This window comes from Mesorhizobium sp. P2_F5 (assembly GCF_056403715.1).
In genome coordinates this window covers 138,599-152,144 of the sequence record NZ_JBFUEY010000011.1, presented here as the reverse complement: position 1 = coordinate 152,144, position 13,546 = coordinate 138,599, and the positions used below count along the sequence as shown (strand labels likewise).

Genomic DNA, 13,546 nt, shown 5'->3' with positions numbered 1-13,546 from the left:
GGCCGGCGCAGCCGGTCAGAGTTGCTCGTCAGTCCGGGGTAGGGCATTGGGAGCGTGTCTGTCATGGCCAGGCAGACCTCCTGGACCGGCAGCGTCCGGCGGATGGCCCCAGGGACCGGGGGGTGGGCCGTGAGGTGGCTCCGCCGAGGCAAGTATTTCAAGCTGTTCGGGCGTCAGTTTGGTGCGCAGCGCTGCGATCGCGTCCTTCAACTTGGCGGCCGCCGCGCCACGCTTGGTAACATCGTCGGCCAGTCTTTCCTGGAAAGCAAAGGGATCGCGGGGACCCTGATCGGCTTTGCCGCCGTGGTCCTCCGCGCCACTTCCATCGGGACCGCGACCACCGGAGCCACCGAAGCCATGATCGGGCCCGGGCGGCGCCAGCACCGCCTGCAGCGCGCTGGTATAGTCGCGCCAGGCATCGAGCTGTTCGCTGCGCACGCCGATGCGGGTTTCGAGCGCAGCAAGCCGAGCCGCGAGCAATTGCGGCGGTGGGCCCATGCGATGCAGGCCGAAGCTTTCCGGGCCGTGCCATGTCGGCCGGTGCGGCCAAGGACCTTGATCCGGGGTACCTTGGTCCGGGTCGTCCTGCAGCGCCAGGATTTGTGGCTGCTCGCCGGGCGCGGGGCCGGCCTGCTGCGCAAGGGCGGGATGAATGGCGACCGCGGAGAACAAGCCGAGCGCCAGAAGTCTGCTTTGCATGACGTAATCCTTTCCCACATGCATCGGATGGCAGCAGGATAGGGGGCCTCTTTTTCCGCTTTGCTTCGGTGTGTTGCCGAAGGTTTCCAGCAAAGGCAGATTTGTTTCGGAATGTTTCTGCCGGATTGCTGGCAACATTCGGTTGCAATTTTATCTGCTGTGCGCCGGCGGCTTGCCTATAATCGGCGTGGCAAACCGGCAAAGGGCACATCGCAGGCAATGCAATCGCAACCCCACATCCTCGTCGTCGACGACGACCGCGAGATCAGGACGCTGCTCGGGCGCTATCTCGACGGCCAGGGCTTTCGCGTTTCGATGGCGGCGGACCGCCGCGAATGCGAACAGAAGCTCGGCGCCGGCCAATTCGACCTGATCGTGCTCGACGTCATGCTGCCCGATGGCTCCGGGCTTGATATCTGCCGGGGACTGCGCGACCGCAAACCGCATATTCCGATCATCCTGCTGACGGCGCTGAAAGAGGATGTCGACCGCATCATCGGCCTGGAACTCGGCGCAGACGACTATATCGGCAAGCCGTTCAACCCGCGTGAGCTCACCGCCCGCATCCGCGCCGTGCTGCGTCGGGCAGCACCTGAGGAGTTTGCGGCACCGCGCGCGCGCATCTACCGCTTCGCCAGCTACACTCTGGAGCCAGACATCCGCAAGGTGACGGATGCGGAAGGGGTTCCCGTCGATCTGACCGGCGCCGAATTCGACCTCTTGCAGGTGTTTCTCGATCGGCCCGGCCGGCTGTTGTCGCGCGACCAACTGCTCGATCTCACCCAAGGCCGCGAACGCGATCCGCTCGACCGATCCGTCGACGTGCTGATGAGCCGGCTGCGCCGCAAGTTTGCCGAGACCGGTGAGGAACCGCTGTTCAAGACGGTGCGCAATGGCGGCTACCAGCTCACCACCCGCGTCGAAACGTTGGAGACCGAGGCATGAACTCGCTGCGCCGGCGGCTCATTTTGTTGCTGGTTGCCTCGATCGTCGGCGTCGTCGGCCTGGCCACTGCCGCCGTGATCAGCGTGCGCGGCGGCGGGCCGCCGCCAGAACTGACCGTGCCCTGGATTGCGCAACAGATGGAACTCGTGGTGCGGCTGCTGCCCGGTCCTGTCCCTGATGTGCTGAACGTGCAGTTCACCGATCATCCCGCCGGTGGCAAGGTCGCCCGTGCCGAAACGGCGATGCTCAACGACATACTACGCCGCCGGGGCTTTGACCTCCCAGCCATCGTCAGCGAGAAGACGGACGAACCCGAGCAGCTCGCGTCGGTGCAACTGCCCGACGGCCGCTGGGCGATCATGGAGGTGCCTCACGTCAAGCCGCCAAGGCGCGAATGGCTGGTTCTGGCCGGCTGGATCTCGCTGATCGTGGCCGGCGCCACGGCGGTGTCCGTCTATTTCACCTCCGTGTTGATCCGGCCACTGGAAATGCTGGAGGCCGCTGTCTCCAAGATCGGCTCGGACGGCGTACTGGCGTCGGTGCCTGAAGTGGGCTCGGCCGAGGTCAAGGCGACCGCGCATGCGCTCAACCAGCTTTCCGCCCGGCTGAAGACGGCCATGGAAAGCCGCATGCGGCTGGTCGCCGCCGCCGGTCATGATCTGCGCACGCCGMTGACGCGCATGCGGCTGCGCGCCGAATTCCTCGACGACGACCGCGAAAAATGGCTGCACGACCTCGACGAACTCGACCGCATCGCCGACAGCGCGATCCGGCTGGTGCGCGAGGAGGTCAACCAGGACGCGGTCGAACCGGTCGACCTGGAAAGGCTGGTCCGCGACATCGCGGCTGAGATGCGATCGCTCGGACATCAGGTATCGGCTGACCGTCTCGACAAGGTCTCGGTGCGGGCAGGGGCGCTTGGGTTGCGCCGGGCCTTGCGCAATCTGATCGTCAACGCCGCCACGCATGGCAAGGGTTGCAGCGTTTCGCTCACCGCTGCCGACGGCCGCGCCGTGCTTGCCATCGCCGACCGTGGCCCCGGCATTCCACCGGAATTGCTCAACAAGGCGTTCGAGCCATTTTTCCGCGTCAATCCCGCCCGCTGGCAATCCATCCCCGGCGCCGGCCTGGGCTTGGCAATCGCCAAGGAAATCGTCGAGCGCTATGGCGGAACCATCACGCTGGAAAACTTGTCCGGCGGCGGGCTTTTGCAGACGGTGGTGTTCAAGGCGGTTTAGCGCGCGGCATTGGCCTTTCGGCAATCCTGTGCCGGGTGGGTCCGAATCGGCTATGCCTGCGCCATGCACGAAACGTCTCTCTACGTCCCGGTGAAGCGGTTTCTTGAGAGCCTGGAATTCACGGTCAAGGGCGAAATCGGCAATTGCGATATCGTGGCGGTGCGTGATGGCGAGCCGCCAGTGCTGGTCATTTGCGAACTGAAACTGCAGTTCAACCTGGAACTTGTCCTGCAAGGCGTCGATCGCGCTGCCGCTTGCGACGAGGTATGGCTGGCGGCGCGCATGTCGGCGCGTGGCAAGGGCCGCGAGCACGACCGCCGTTTTCGCGCGCTCTGCCGGCGGCTCGGCTTCGGGCTTCTGGCTGTCAGCAGCAAGGGCGAGGTCGAATTGCTGCTCAGCCCGGCCGCCTTGCCGCCGCGCCGCGACCCGAAGCGGCGCTCGCGGCTGATGGAGGAACACCGGCGCCGGCGCGGCGATCCGGTGATCGGCGGCGGTTCGCGCGCGCCGATCATGACCGCCTACCGGCAGGATGCGCTGGCCTGCGCCGCCGCCATGACTGATGGCCCGAAGCGGCCGCGCGATCTGAAGGCGATTTCGCCACGGGCGGCCAGCATCCTTCTGGACAATGTCTATGGCTGGTTCGCTCGGGCCGAGCGTGGGGTGTATGCGCTGACCGAAGGTGGCCACGCCGCCCTGCAGCGCTGGCCGCAGGTGGCGCACGACCAGGGGTGAGGATTTTTCGCAGTGCCTGCAGCGTTACTCCTTGGCGGCGCTCAACCGCCGGTAGGAGACGCCATCGAAACTTGCCGTCACAAAGTCGGTGGCCGACATCTTTCGTTTGCGGCCGTCGCTGCAGCTGTAGAGCGGCCAACCGACATCGCTGCATTCGCTGGCGGCGCAAAAGCGGGCAAGGCAATTTCCGACGGTCACCCGGAAGCCGCCAGTGCCTGCAAAACCCTGCAGCAGGCTGCCGTCCGCCGCACGCCATGTCCGCGCCCGGAATTCCGCTCGCAACGACCATGGCTCGAGCGGGACCGCTAGATTGGTCTCACCGGTGCGCCCGGCAAGGTTCAGGCGGCTGCGCGCCATGCCCGACGTGTAGGCAGTTACAAGGTCTGATTCGGCCGCATAGGCCGAGGCTGTGCTGGTGCGATCAAGCACATGCGAGATACGGTCGCCTGCCTCTGCCGGCTGTACGAAGGCCGCCGTCAAGGCCAGGAAGGCAAAGCAGGCTTGCAGACTATTCCAGCCGCCGGCCTGCCACCGGTCCGCCTGCGATGTCTCCCAAGCCCGCATCCTGCCGATCCCACCCGTGGCGTCCGCCACAATCCGCCGTCATCGATGAAGGCACAATGACGGCTGGACCTTGACATCCGCCGGTAAAGACGGCGTTGCCAAACGTAGGGTGGATGCATCACGGAAGGAATGCCTGTTCGTCGGTTGCTATTCCAGGCCCTTGGCGCGGTCCCAGGCACATTGCAAGCGGTTGCTTTGGATAGGTCGAAAAATGGCCAACGCCAGGGGTTGGGATACCTTGGGTGGGCAGGCGCCGGCCAAAAGGCGGGTAAGGTCCGCCGCTTGGAAAGCGTAGCCGAGTCGCCCGCGTGCCCTTATGGTGTGATCGCGAAAGTCAGCCGCTGGCCGGCAGCATAGCACCGAGACCGCAAGGACAAGGACTCCGAGACGGGTGGCAAGTCCAGTTGAGATAAGTCGGTGCCGGAAGCTTTAGGACGATGGATCAGGAAAGAATTCTAGCCGCAGTCCTCTTAGCCGATGTGGTGGGCAGCACGCCGCTGTATGAACGCATCGGCGACGATGCCGCTCTGCAGCAGGTCTCGGATTGCCTAGACGCGATACGCGAGATCGCCGTCCGGCACGGCGGTGATTTTATACACTCGAAGGGCGATGATGTGCTTAGCCTGTTCGAGAGGCCAGAGGGCGCGCTGAGGGCCGTCCGTCAAATTAGCAACCAACTGACGAAAGGGTCGCTGACCACCCGGATCGGATTGCACTTCGGGGCGGTTATTCGCACGCGGGGCGAAGTATTCGGGGACGTTGTCAATGTCACCGCAAGGTTGTCCACCACGGCCAACCCGGGGGAGGTGCTGATAAGCCAGAGCTTCTTCGAAGCCCTTTCCTCAGAGGGCCGCAGTGACTTGCGGCTCCTCGACAAAATGCCCTTCAAGGGGAAGGAAGAGCCCTTCGACGTCTATACCCTGGGTAGCGACGATGGGGGCCTCACTACGCAGATCGCAAGCCGGGGCACCATTATCGATAGGCGGTTCGCCCCGCCTAGGCACATCAATCTGGTCATCCGCTATGGAGATCAGTTGCGATCTTGCCGCAACAACGAATTCGTGACCATCGGCCGATCTCCTGAATGCAATATTGTCGTCCCGCGGCCCTGGGTCTCAAGGCACCACGCGACCTTCACCATTTCGAACGGCAGGGCGGGTCTTGTTGAGCGAAGTTCGTCGGGCACATTTGTGTCGACTGGACCCGACCATGAAGTGTTTGTGCGCCGTGAAGCCGTTCTCCTGTTCGGCTCCGGCGTCATCTCGCCTGGACGGAGGTCGTCCCTAAGCGACGCTCAGCTCCTTACCTACGAAATTATCTCAGGCTGACGCGGCGGCGGCGCCGGTTTCGCTGGGGAGTCCAGGATACCGGCTGATGCTGCTCACTTGACCTGTTCGATCTCGGGAGCAGGCGTCTGGTTTGTCGCGGGAGCCGGCGTGCAATCTTGCCCCTTGCACTCCTCGACGTGGTCCTCGGCCGGCGGCAAGCAATTTTGCCCCTCGCAATGAACCGGCGGCTGTTCTGGTGTCGCTGTCGGCGAAACAGGCTGATCTTCGGCGCGAACGACCGATAGTCCTGCCAGGCCGATCATGGCCGCGCACAAAAGCGCTGTTCGCAGCAAGTGCATTCCCGACCTCCACGGCTGAGAGCATGCAGAACTTACGCTTCCGAGCCGGGCCGACATACCGTCACCCGAAAACGACGTTAACAGCGCGTTTCCACCCCTGGTGAAATTCAGCGATTGTCTTGCGGCTGTCTATTGGACAAGCTACCGGGATGTGACGCGCCGGTAGGGGGTGGCTTGTGGGGCTTCGTAACCTAAGCGGCGCGCCGTTGGGGGATATGGAGACCCGAACGGGCTCGACGCGGGTCCACGGCGGTCACGATGTTGTGGTGGTGATCGCAGTAGACACGGTCCGGCGAAGTTGGCCCGGCACAAAAACGGTAGCCGCCAGGTACTGACGGGTCTTCGCTCACCGGGAAGCGGCACTGATGGACGCCGAGCTGAATGAGGGGAACGTCTCTCGAAGTTAGTCTGACATTTTCTGGCATGATGGTTTTCAGGTTCCTTGGTTCATAGCCATTGCTGGCTGACAGCCGCAATGCGACCCGTCTGGCGAGCTTCTCTCGATTTGGAGGGCTTTGGATCACCATATGGTGCTGGTCGCACCGTCAATGAAGCCCGACGCCCTGCTTTTGAAGCCAATAGTTTGCGACTTAAGGCCACACCTGCGCTGGCATCGGGCATTGGTCAACAGCTTCGCCAACTCGCTCATTCAGGCCCATAGAGAATTGGATGCCGGCACAGGCGCTGCGCATCAGTTGGGGGCCGCGATCAATGCTTTGCACGACAAAAACCATCACGATCTCGGTTCTGACGAGGCAAGTCGGCACCGGCACGCAATCTCTCTACGATGTGCCGAACCAGACCGGCGGCACCAGTGGGGTCGGCGTCACCCGCTATTCATCGAACGGCCCTGCCGTTTCTTCAACGCCAATCTTCAACACGTCGACAAACTCGTGGGGATACACCCAACCCAAGACCTATCAAGACCCGAGGGTTTTGGCGCAGGTGGCCGCCATGTATCCGCAGCGAGCCGCTGGCGGCCCTATCTCAGCCAACACGCCTTATTGGGTCGGCGAGCGCGGTCCTGAGCTGGTGATGCCATCGTGCTGGCGCTGGCGTGGTGGCCATCGTTCGTTCCACTCTAACCGCCTCGCCTACTGCTAAACAGTAATGAAGTACGGGCAGCCGGTGAGCGCGTAGCTTGGTGTCGTGAACGTCCCGGTTCCGGTGAAATACCGGCAAAAATAACCGTCACCGGTCTTCTCCTGATAGATGAGAATTACATCCGATGTCGCGAGCAGCGCGCCAATCGAAACGACGATCACCACCACCAAGCCGATGGCGACTGCTTTCATTGCCTTGCGCCCCGGCACTGTCGTTTGCCTAAGGTCCCTCAGGCGGGTTGAAGCTGTCCGACCGAGTCCTTACGCATCCTCAAAACGAGCAGCCGCGTCGCGGCGAACGGTGCCATGACGATAAACGCCATCGCGACGTTGACCAAGACCGACAACAGACAGGTGTCGCTGTAAGTGCAAACGGATTCCATAACGTACCCCTTTTCCACCGTCTGTAAGCATGCTCCTGCTTCAAACGAAACACAAGCAAGTGCTAAACCAGCGATTGAAGGGCCGACCTAACCGGCGAGCGCCATCCCGATGCCCACGCCAAGGCCGATTGCAAGGCCGAGGAACAGCTTGCCTGCCAATTCTAGGGCCAAGGCGCGGACAGGACGCCAGGCGTCTGTGCGGGGCGCTCTAAGGGCTAGGGAGAGATCGTCAAAGATCGTTTCCATGAGCAGATTCCAGATCGAAACGGCGAATCTGTGAATCCCCTGTTTGTCCCGTCAAAGTCTAACGATCAGGGAAGCGCACTGGAAAGCACGTGCGGTAACAGTTGATTCAACCATTGCTGGTATATTAGGTATCGGTGGCGGCTCCGACAGCTGGGCGGGGTGCTTGGTGCCGGAGCCGCCTGCGCAGTCCGGTTGGGGTTTGACCGCGCCGTCCTATAATGGGACAGCGCGGTCAACGATTCGTTAAAATTTTCCGGAACTAATTAAGCATGTGCTAATTGAATCGCAGTCGGCGAGTGATGGCTTTAAACTAAAAGGGCTGGTGGCAGTCACTCTCGTTGGCGTTCTCGCCAACCGAACACAAGTCGGTACGCGATTGCCGACACAATGCCCCCTATTGAGGCGTCGACGCCAAGTGGAGCGAACGGGTTCGGCCAAGGAGCAAGCGCATATTGCAGACACCCTATAGCAATTCCCATAAGCGCCCCTAGGATGACTGCTTGCTTGAAGGAAATGATGGCGTGCCCGGAGGCCTTCCGGAGAGCTGTTCCCGGTAGCGGATTTGAAGGCAAATTCCTGTCTGTGGAAGGTTTGGCAGAGTCAGTCCCGGCCACCGCGCGCAGGGGCTCGGCTTCGCTATTCAGGGCCTGCTGCCGATAGGTGTTCAGGACTTCGACCATCTTCTCAGTCGATAGAGGCCATCCCGCACCGGACAGGCTAAGCTCAATCCCCGGCCTTCGGTTCAACGTCGTCTTGGCGCCAGGTTCGAGGCGAAAGCCGATTGACTTGTATTTTCCCTGCTTCCGGACGTGGAAGCCTTGAATGTCCCGCCATGCAATTTTCAACTGAGATCGACCAAAGGGCGCGGGGAGAGTAAAGCCACTCCCGTCCAGGGTCAAAGCGCGCGGGCGGATGAGCGTTATTGCGCCACCCAGCGCGGCTAGTCCGAAAAGAACTATGCCAACCCATCCCGCAACTAGCAATTTGACGGCGATTACGCCTGATTGAGATGCCGAGTCCCTGACCGCGTGAGTCATTACCCAGACGAGGGCGATGCCTCCGAACAGATAGAAGAGGCTCTTAATCCTTGAGCTTCTTATGGTTCGAGGCTCGACTACTGTTTTGGTCGCGTCTTGCATGAATATCCCCCAATACTTCTTCCCCGGCATCAGCATCGCGCAGCACGCAGTCGTGCGCAAGCCGGCTTGCCAGCGCTACCGATATCAGGAATATAATCCTAATTATGTCGTTGACACCACAACGGCTAGGAGTAGAATTCCAGCCATGACAGGCCGGAAGGTGGGGCGCCCCACCACACCAGTTAGCGAGATCGAAATCACGCCCGAGATGATCGAGGCTGGAGAGGAATTGGTTCGGGAATTTGATCCTGAATTCAACAGCGCGTCTGAATACGCCGAAAAAATATACAAGGCTATGGAGACGGTACGTCTCAGCTTTCCTGATATTCCTTCACGGCCTTGCTAAGGCGCACTACCAAAGGAAAGCACTTCTCCGACTGCGATACGATCTCTGTCGGGCGAAATTGTTTGTGGTATCTCTTAAATTTGTCACGCGTCGTTGTGTACCATTTGCCGAACGCGTCGTCGTTAGGAGACCAGCCTGACCAATCGCCGTGAATTAGCTCATTCCGGTATGTGGTTAAGGTTCTGATTTCCTTAATTATCTCCAATATTTCCTTTGAAACAGGCTTTGTCTTTCTCCCCTTTACTATGGATTGCATTATGTTTAGTCGAGTATCTACGCTGACTATCGGACCCAATAGCAGTTGCATTTTCCGGACGTTATCAATGGGAAGCAGGCAAGCGATGGCCCAAACGATGTGTTTTTCAAGCACTGAAAAATCCAGGCAGAACTTGCCAATAGCGTATGCCAAGCGCTTCTCAGCCTCGTCGTGAGGGCGCATAATGGCGTCTAATTCTTCTTCGGGTGTCAATGGGACGCTTTCAGACATGACATCGGTACCGCGAAAGAGCGACCAATATGGCGACAACGAAGCGGAAGACCGTTTCCGCAGACTGCTAAAGTCTGCGCTGAATACGCCCCCCGCGCCTTTGAAGAGCTTGGCACCGATAGGGGTGGCGGCGCAACAAAAGCGCGGGAGAAAACCTAAGTCTTCTTCCGCTTCTTCGGATGCTTCTTCTGCCAGCGCAAAAAGCGCAGGGCGCGATAGCGATAAACCGGACTAGTCAGGTAGGTGATAGGTGAGGCGCTTGCCGGGTGCGCCCTTGATCGCCGCATGTGTGCGGGCTTCATCCTCAACGCCAAGCGCCGAACGATGGTTGTAGCGGAAGTCAAATTCCGCAAGATAACGGTGCAAGTGCTTCTCATCGCAATGCTGATAGACGCCGCGCATGCCGCGCTTGAACACCGAAAATACGTTCTCCACGGTATTGGTGTGAATGGTGCGGTCGCCCTCGTAGCGCACGTATTCGCCGGCTGAGTGCTTCACTGTCGAGTGGTCCGCAAAGAGCTGGTCGGCATCGCCATAGAGGCGGCTTTCATCGGTATAGAGGTAGCTTTCGCGGGCAACGTTCTCGGCAACGATCTTGGTCACGGTCTGCTTATCGGCAACGCCTGCATAGAACATACGAACCGAACCTCCGCGCTCGACCAAGGCGATGATCGGGCGCTTGTTTGACGGGCCAGTCTTGCCGCTCTTCGTAAACGGGCGGCCCCTAGTGGTAGTCGTGCGGCGCTTCGCCTTCTCGATTGGGCCATAGTAGGTTTCATCGGCTTCAACGATTTTGCCTTCGCCGCCTAACGGGCCGAACGTACCATCGGCGCGCATGGCTTCACGAATGCGGTGCGCCATGAACCAAGCCGCCTTGTAGGTGATGCCGAGCATACGATGAAGCTGGTGGGCCGAGACGCCTTTCTTGGACGAAGCCATGAGAAAGAAGCCCTGCATCCACTTGTGGAGCGGGATATGCGAGGACTCCATAACGCTCTTTGTGGTGACGCTGAAATCTTTCCGGCATTCCGGTTCACCACAACGGTAAACGGTCGCGCCGCACTTCTGGGTGCGCTTGGTAGCGTAGGAGCGGTCAAAGGTTCCGCAATGCGGGCAGGAACGGCCTTCCGGCCAGCGGATTTCCTCTAAAAGCCTACGGGCGGCTTCGTCATCGTGGAAGTGTGGTGCGGAGAACATGGCTGCGTCCCTCTCTTGCAGCCCATACTATACCTAGGGTTTGTGGTGTCAACGATATAATTAGGAATATAATCCTCCCTGTTGCGGCGACCCCTTCAACGGAGTTCGCCATGCCCCAAAAGACCCTTGCCGATACCCTGGCCGATCGCGAAACCGTCTATGTCAACTGCGGGCATCCGATGTGCTGCAAGTCGACCAAGCTCGATATCCAGGCGCTGATCGACCGGCTCGGGCCGGATCATGGTGCCATGCACTGGGATCTTGTCGGCCTGTTCGGTTGCTCGTCATGCAAGAGTGCCGGCCGCGATCGCCGGCCTGTGTTCTTCACCTGCGTCCCCGACTATGAGGGCCTCAACAGGGCTTGCAACCGCGATTGGAAGCCAACTTTCGGCACTCGCTAGGCTGGCTTTTGCAGCAAGGGCTCCGTGCCCTTCGGCCGGCGGTATTTCCTCAGCAGTTCGACCGTTACGGCATCAACCGTGACGCGTCCGAGCACCTGCACGGTCACACGGTCCAGATCCTCATCGACGAAGACGACATCGCCCTCAAATCTCTTCCTGTCGCCAGGTTTCGCCTTTGGGTCGATGATCGAATAGGGATTGTTGGCCGTGAGGATGTGCAGGGTCACGCGATCCTCGATACGCTTGCCTACCGTGGCGAAGATCGCCACCTTGTCGCCGATGTTGATTTCCCGCGCCATCGATAGGATTCTGGAGCGGGCGCGGCCTTAGTCAAGAGGTTGCTAATATATTGCGCGATGCCGTGAGGCGAAGATGCAAGCCGCGATCGATCTCGCCCAGGGGCCAGGTCGAATGCGCGCTTCCTGCGGGCCACAGGGAAGCGCCAGGACGCGGGGGACGCTTCGGCGGCGTAGGACAGCGGCCAGTGGGAAATGCACGCTGGCGAGCTCCTTCCTGTTCCCGAAACGTGCAAGACACGTTCTTACGTTAGGGAGGCCTAAACCCGCCGTCGTCTGGCGATGCTCCAGGTAGCCGCGTCTATCGGCCGCGTGGGCCACCAGCAGTCCGCCGCGTGCCCCCACGCGACGGACCTCTGATGGGAGCGGCTACATTCCCTAAGGAATCGACCGCTTGTAGGATGTATTGTGAACTGCCGGGATCACGTTAGCCTATGGTGTGATCGCGGAAGCCCGAGGAGATCGGCGACCAAGTGCGGATTGAAGAGATCACGCCGAAGCCGAAGCGGCGGCCTTTGGTCAAAAGCGAATACAAAAAAGCCCGCCGCTGTTGGGGGCGCGCAGCGACGGGCCTCGCTATGGCGGCACTGGTACACAGCCGCCTAGTCGGGAGCGCGCCGTCGCCCGACGCGTCTTATCGGACGCAGGGCGGCCCAGCGGCATGGTCGAGGGGACTTTGGGCGGCTGTCGCTGGGCCTGACCAGTCTGGCTTGAACGAGGCGCGGTGCTGGCTGACTTAGAATGAGCGCAAGCCACTTTGAAGGCAATCGGCGCCGTCTCATACGTTTGCTTCTGCAGCCTCAGCCAATTTGCTTAGGGCGACCTGCGGCCGATCTAAATCCTGAGGGCCGCCCGCTTAGAAAAATGGCCGGCGCGATTTTCGGCCTACCCGCGCGACGTTCTTTCCACAAGAGGGCTGAACATGCTCAACGGTTTGTTGATCGGCCGAATATGAGGAGCCGTACAGACGCTCGTACGCGTCCACCGAATGTGACATTGACGCAACCTGATTGCGCTAACGAACACGCGAACGGAACACTCGCTTGACGATCGAGGCAGACTGCGACAGCGTTTTGACGTCCGGGGGTACGCGGCGCACGGCTCGTCGAGAGCTAGTAAAAAAGGCGGGGGCCTTTCTCGGCGAGCCTGCCTCGGACTTGGCGCTTGGCTAAGGATCACGGCGCGAAGAGGCGCTGGCAGCATCAGCACCACCACCGCAAGAACCGCCATCAGGATGCAAGCGGCCATGCCCACCATGTCGCGCTGCCTGTAGCGCCAGACCGCGCTGGCGATCATCGCAGCGGCGATAGCGGCGATAGGGAGGCGCCAACACGGTTTCAGATCACCGCGATGCCGACTGGTTCGCGAACTCAGAAATGGTCCGCTGTTTCAACTCCTCGCCATTGAAAAATGGCATCGCATAAGTAGCGACTTTGGCCGTTCTCTAGGGAGGCGATCGACTTCGTTACGCTCGCAAGCTCTTGTCTCATCCAAGCAATGTGATTTTCGAGCATTTCCTGGGTCATAGATGGTCTCAGATCCTATGAAGTTTGAGAGAGCATATCACGCCAAACGATGAGCCGATGACGGCTTTCTCAAGGGGTGATCCAGTGAGCGGCGCGGCCCACCTCGATCAGAGCCATCACCACAGTAGCGAGGGTGACAGCTAAAGCAAGGCGCCTCTCATAGTCGGACAACCGCTTCTCGGTGACAATCGCGTGGCCATCCCAATACAGCCGATTGGTCCTAGGATCGACGCCGAGCAGTGTAAGACCGCTCAGGCTGATCGGCTTGACTCCTGACGGCCATTCGGGAGGAGGCGACTCCATCGAATAGCGGTCTTGCCTGATTTTTTCCCAGTCGATCACACGTGTTTCCCTCGCACCTGCATGGATTTGGCTGACTGTGACAGGAATCAGTTCAACGACAAAGCCAGACCGATATTGGCCAAAAATTGGACAGGTGAGGTGGGATTTTGGCTAAGTCATTGAAAGATCTGGTACGCCCAAGGGGAATCGAACCCCTGTTACCGCCGTGAAAGGGCGGTGTCCTAACCGCTAGACGATGGGCGCGCTCAGACGAAGCGGCTTATAATTGCGTTGTTGCCAACCGGCAACCCATCAGCCGCCAGATGCGACAACTT

The 13,546-nt window shown here is 60.4% G+C and carries 17 protein-coding genes and 1 tRNA gene; 7 read left to right on the top strand and 11 right to left on the bottom strand.

The genetic code is table 11. The annotated features are described in order from the left end of the window. Nucleotides 1-15: 15 nt before the first annotated feature. Complete coding sequence (locus tag AC1DYO_RS17770) at nt 16-699, bottom strand: hypothetical protein (RefSeq protein ID WP_477265385.1); 684 nt, start codon at nt 697-699, stop codon at nt 16-18. Between the two features lie 219 nt (nt 700-918). On the opposite strand from AC1DYO_RS17770, the gene AC1DYO_RS17765 reads away from it, so the two are divergent. From AC1DYO_RS17765 to AC1DYO_RS17755, 3 genes are all read left to right on the top strand, one after another. Continuing rightward, nucleotides 919-1,644 (top strand): response regulator, encoded by a 726-nt coding sequence (locus tag AC1DYO_RS17765; protein ID WP_477265383.1) that lies wholly within the window; start codon nt 919-921, stop codon nt 1,642-1,644. Further along, nucleotides 1,641-2,882, top strand: coding sequence for an ATP-binding protein (locus tag AC1DYO_RS17760; RefSeq protein ID WP_477265381.1), 1,242 nt, complete (start codon nt 1,641-1,643; stop codon nt 2,880-2,882). Before AC1DYO_RS17765 ends, AC1DYO_RS17760 begins: the two co-directional genes overlap by 4 nt. Before the next feature lie 63 nt (nt 2,883-2,945). After that, a complete protein-coding gene (locus tag AC1DYO_RS17755) occupies nt 2,946-3,614 on the top strand; it encodes a DUF2161 domain-containing phosphodiesterase (RefSeq protein WP_477265379.1) in 669 nt (222 codons plus the stop codon). Nucleotides 3,615-3,638: 24 nt separating this feature from the next. On the opposite strand, the gene AC1DYO_RS17750 is transcribed toward AC1DYO_RS17755, so the two are convergent. Continuing rightward, on the bottom strand, nt 3,639-4,178 hold the full coding sequence (locus AC1DYO_RS17750) for a hypothetical protein (RefSeq protein ID WP_477265377.1): 540 nt from the start codon (nt 4,176-4,178) through the stop codon (nt 3,639-3,641). A gap of 437 nt (nt 4,179-4,615) precedes the next feature. Between AC1DYO_RS17750 and AC1DYO_RS17745 the strand changes: the two genes are divergently transcribed. After that, on the top strand, nt 4,616-5,506 hold the full coding sequence (locus AC1DYO_RS17745) for an adenylate/guanylate cyclase domain-containing protein (protein ID WP_477265375.1): 891 nt from the start codon (nt 4,616-4,618) through the stop codon (nt 5,504-5,506). Nucleotides 5,507-5,996: 490 nt separating this feature from the next. Here the strand turns inward: AC1DYO_RS17745 and AC1DYO_RS17740 are convergent, their stop codons facing one another. Continuing rightward, entirely contained in the window at nt 5,997-6,332 is a 336-nt protein-coding gene (locus AC1DYO_RS17740; RefSeq protein ID WP_477265373.1) for a GcrA family cell cycle regulator, read from the bottom strand. A gap of 142 nt (nt 6,333-6,474) precedes the next feature. Between AC1DYO_RS17740 and AC1DYO_RS17735 the strand changes: the two genes are divergently transcribed. Further along, on the top strand, nt 6,475-6,909 hold the full coding sequence (locus AC1DYO_RS17735) for a hypothetical protein (protein WP_477265371.1): 435 nt from the start codon (nt 6,475-6,477) through the stop codon (nt 6,907-6,909). Here AC1DYO_RS17735 and AC1DYO_RS17730 read toward each other — a convergent pair. From AC1DYO_RS17730 to AC1DYO_RS17720, 3 genes are all read right to left on the bottom strand, one after another. Next, nucleotides 6,906-7,100, bottom strand: a complete 195-nt coding sequence (locus tag AC1DYO_RS17730; protein ID WP_477265369.1) for a hypothetical protein — start codon at nt 7,098-7,100, stop codon at nt 6,906-6,908. The genes AC1DYO_RS17735 and AC1DYO_RS17730 overlap by 4 nt on opposite strands. A gap of 278 nt (nt 7,101-7,378) precedes the next feature. Next, nucleotides 7,379-7,537, bottom strand: coding sequence for a hypothetical protein (locus AC1DYO_RS17725; RefSeq protein WP_477265367.1), 159 nt, complete (start codon nt 7,535-7,537; stop codon nt 7,379-7,381). Nucleotides 7,538-7,866: 329 nt separating this feature from the next. Then, nucleotides 7,867-8,676: an STM3941 family protein gene (locus AC1DYO_RS17720; RefSeq protein ID WP_477265365.1), complete on the bottom strand. Its 810-nt coding sequence runs from the start codon at nt 8,674-8,676 to the stop codon at nt 7,867-7,869. Here AC1DYO_RS17720 and AC1DYO_RS17715 point away from each other — a divergent pair. Then, nucleotides 8,675-9,022 carry a hypothetical protein gene (locus AC1DYO_RS17715; RefSeq protein ID WP_477265363.1) on the top strand — a complete coding sequence of 116 codons (348 nt, stop codon included), beginning with the start codon at nt 8,675-8,677 and terminating at the stop codon, nt 9,020-9,022. The two genes, AC1DYO_RS17720 and AC1DYO_RS17715, sit on opposite strands and share 2 nt — an antisense overlap. Here AC1DYO_RS17715 and AC1DYO_RS17710 read toward each other — a convergent pair. Then, the gene (locus AC1DYO_RS17710; RefSeq protein WP_477265361.1) at nt 8,988-9,509 is read right to left on the bottom strand and encodes a hypothetical protein; all 522 of its coding nucleotides are present in this window, start codon (nt 9,507-9,509) and stop codon (nt 8,988-8,990) included. The two genes, AC1DYO_RS17715 and AC1DYO_RS17710, sit on opposite strands and share 35 nt — an antisense overlap. 231 nt (nt 9,510-9,740) lie before the next feature. Continuing rightward, a complete protein-coding gene (locus AC1DYO_RS17705) occupies nt 9,741-10,706 on the bottom strand; it encodes an IS1595 family transposase (protein ID WP_477265359.1) in 966 nt (321 codons plus the stop codon). 110 nt (nt 10,707-10,816) lie between these two features. Here AC1DYO_RS17705 and AC1DYO_RS17700 point away from each other — a divergent pair, with 110 nt between their 5' ends. Continuing rightward, nucleotides 10,817-11,107, top strand: coding sequence for a hypothetical protein (locus AC1DYO_RS17700; RefSeq protein WP_477265357.1), 291 nt, complete (start codon nt 10,817-10,819; stop codon nt 11,105-11,107). Here AC1DYO_RS17700 and AC1DYO_RS17695 read toward each other — a convergent pair. The 3 genes from AC1DYO_RS17695 to AC1DYO_RS17685 all read right to left on the bottom strand — a co-directional run bounded on the left by AC1DYO_RS17695 (nt 11,104) and on the right by AC1DYO_RS17685 (nt 13,475). Further along, entirely contained in the window at nt 11,104-11,406 is a 303-nt protein-coding gene (locus AC1DYO_RS17695; protein ID WP_477265355.1) for a hypothetical protein, read from the bottom strand. The two genes, AC1DYO_RS17700 and AC1DYO_RS17695, sit on opposite strands and share 4 nt — an antisense overlap. Nucleotides 11,407-12,998: 1,592 nt before the next feature. Continuing rightward, complete coding sequence (locus AC1DYO_RS17690) at nt 12,999-13,271, bottom strand: hypothetical protein (RefSeq protein WP_477265353.1); 273 nt, start codon at nt 13,269-13,271, stop codon at nt 12,999-13,001. Between the two features lie 129 nt (nt 13,272-13,400). After that, nucleotides 13,401-13,475 (bottom strand) — tRNA-Glu (locus AC1DYO_RS17685). Nucleotides 13,476-13,546: the final 71 nt, after the last annotated feature.

Excerpts from the sequence above, each read along its gene's own strand:
- AC1DYO_RS17770 (WP_477265385.1), bottom strand. The coding sequence starts at position 699 with ATGCAAAGCAGACTTCTGGCGCTCGGCTTGTTCTCCGCGGTCGCCATT.
- AC1DYO_RS17765 (WP_477265383.1), top strand. The coding sequence starts at position 919 with ATGCAATCGCAACCCCACATCCTCGTCGTCGACGACGACCGCGAGATC.
- AC1DYO_RS17755 (WP_477265379.1), top strand. The coding sequence starts at position 2,946 with ATGCACGAAACGTCTCTCTACGTCCCGGTGAAGCGGTTTCTTGAGAGC.
- AC1DYO_RS17750 (WP_477265377.1), bottom strand. The coding sequence starts at position 4,178 with ATGCGGGCTTGGGAGACATCGCAGGCGGACCGGTGGCAGGCCGGCGGC.
- AC1DYO_RS17745 (WP_477265375.1), top strand. The coding sequence starts at position 4,616 with ATGGATCAGGAAAGAATTCTAGCCGCAGTCCTCTTAGCCGATGTGGTG.
- AC1DYO_RS17740 (WP_477265373.1), bottom strand. The coding sequence starts at position 6,332 with ATGGTGATCCAAAGCCCTCCAAATCGAGAGAAGCTCGCCAGACGGGTC.
- AC1DYO_RS17735 (WP_477265371.1), top strand. The coding sequence starts at position 6,475 with ATGCCGGCACAGGCGCTGCGCATCAGTTGGGGGCCGCGATCAATGCTT.
- AC1DYO_RS17730 (WP_477265369.1), bottom strand. The coding sequence starts at position 7,100 with ATGAAAGCAGTCGCCATCGGCTTGGTGGTGGTGATCGTCGTTTCGATT.
- AC1DYO_RS17725 (WP_477265367.1), bottom strand. The coding sequence starts at position 7,537 with ATGGAAACGATCTTTGACGATCTCTCCCTAGCCCTTAGAGCGCCCCGC.
- AC1DYO_RS17715 (WP_477265363.1), top strand. The coding sequence starts at position 8,675 with ATGAATATCCCCCAATACTTCTTCCCCGGCATCAGCATCGCGCAGCAC.
- AC1DYO_RS17720 (WP_477265365.1), bottom strand. The coding sequence starts at position 8,676 with ATGCAAGACGCGACCAAAACAGTAGTCGAGCCTCGAACCATAAGAAGC.
- AC1DYO_RS17710 (WP_477265361.1), bottom strand. The coding sequence starts at position 9,509 with ATGTCTGAAAGCGTCCCATTGACACCCGAAGAAGAATTAGACGCCATT.
- AC1DYO_RS17705 (WP_477265359.1), bottom strand. The coding sequence starts at position 10,706 with ATGTTCTCCGCACCACACTTCCACGATGACGAAGCCGCCCGTAGGCTT.
- AC1DYO_RS17700 (WP_477265357.1), top strand. The coding sequence starts at position 10,817 with ATGCCCCAAAAGACCCTTGCCGATACCCTGGCCGATCGCGAAACCGTC.
- AC1DYO_RS17695 (WP_477265355.1), bottom strand. The coding sequence starts at position 11,406 with ATGGCGCGGGAAATCAACATCGGCGACAAGGTGGCGATCTTCGCCACG.